At 64.4% G+C, this 1,261-nt stretch carries 1 protein-coding gene; it reads left to right on the top strand.

The annotated features are described in order from the left end of the window. Positions 1-1,067 (top strand): transposase (locus Q0341_RS05485; RefSeq protein WP_299511079.1); only part of this gene is annotated, 1,067 nt, incomplete at its 5' end. Positions 1,068-1,261: the final 194 nt, after the last annotated feature.

The following is a 1,261-nucleotide window of genomic DNA, read 5'->3' as shown; positions in this document are numbered from 1 at the left end:
CCAGCCTCAATGAGCATGTGCACTTGCACGTCTGCGCAGTCGATGGCGTGTTTGAGGAAGTGGCGGGCGAGGGCGGTGCTGCCGCTCAAGCTCAAGCCCGTGCGCAAGCCTGTGCGCCGGGTGTCATCTTCCACCCGGCCACCGGCATCGACACCGAAGCGGTGGCCAAAGCCCAAGCCAGTTTGCGTCGGCGCATCCTGCGCGCCTTTGTGGGCCGGGGCCTGCTCGAAGGCTTCGAGGCCAAGGAGATGCTGGGGTACAAACACAGTGGGTTTTCGGTGGACACCAGCGTGTGCATAGCAGCACAAGACCGATCGGGCCTGGAGCGCTTGCTGCGGTACTGCGCACGGCCCCCGTTTGCGTTGGATAGGCTGCGCAAAGCGGGCAGCGAGTTGGTCTACCGCTGCGCCAAGCAGCGCAGCGAGCCAGGCAGTGACCGGCGCGACCAACGCAACGCAAACCGAGGTGCAAAGCACGGGGCACAGGCAGATGAGCTGCACCTCACGCCGCTCGAACTCATAGCCCGCATTGCAGCCTTGGTGCCGCCACCGCGCACGCATCGCCACCGTTACTTTGGCGTTCTGGCACCGAACTCACCCTTGAGGCCTGCTGTCACGGCGCTGGCACAAGATGCAGTGGTACAACCGGCGCAGGTGCAAGCTGAGCCAGCCAGCACAGGGGCGGTCGCGGGCGCAGCGGCACCTGAGGCAGGCAACCCACTCCTAACCCAGGCCGAGCCGACCCAGCCGGTGCAGCCTAAGCGCCCAGCGCACTACCTGTGGGCGGTGCTGATTGCCCGCATCTACGAGGTGTTCCCGCTGGTATGCCCCATCTGTGGCGGGCAAATGCGCATCATCGCCTTCATCACCTACAGCGCCGACATCCGGCAAATACTGGATCACATCGGGGTGGAGACAGAGCCACCGCGCATCACACCAGCACGCGGGCCGCCGCTGTGGGACGGGTGCGACGCGCCCATGGGCGAGGGTGTCGAGGTTGAGCCAGATTGGGACGAAGCGGCCCAACCGGCGCCGGACTTTGAGGTCGATCAGCGCATCAGTTGGTGAGCAATGGCGGCAGCGGTTTTGCCAACGCTGCGGGGCAGGGCTGCGCCTGGTGCTGCCCAAAAATGCGCAAACCGAAAAATCTCGGGCGACTGGCCTTGAACAAGCGCTCAGGCAGACCCAGGCTGAAGGCCTGTGATGCCCAAAACATGGGTCATAATTGTCCTCATGCGGTTGGATTTCCTATCCGCAGGGTT

The sequence above is a fragment of the uncultured Limnohabitans sp. genome, from assembly GCF_937889215.1.
In the GTDB taxonomy this organism is placed as follows: domain Bacteria; phylum Pseudomonadota; class Gammaproteobacteria; order Burkholderiales; family Burkholderiaceae_C; genus Limnohabitans_A.
This window is presented reverse-complemented; position numbering and strand designations above follow the sequence as displayed.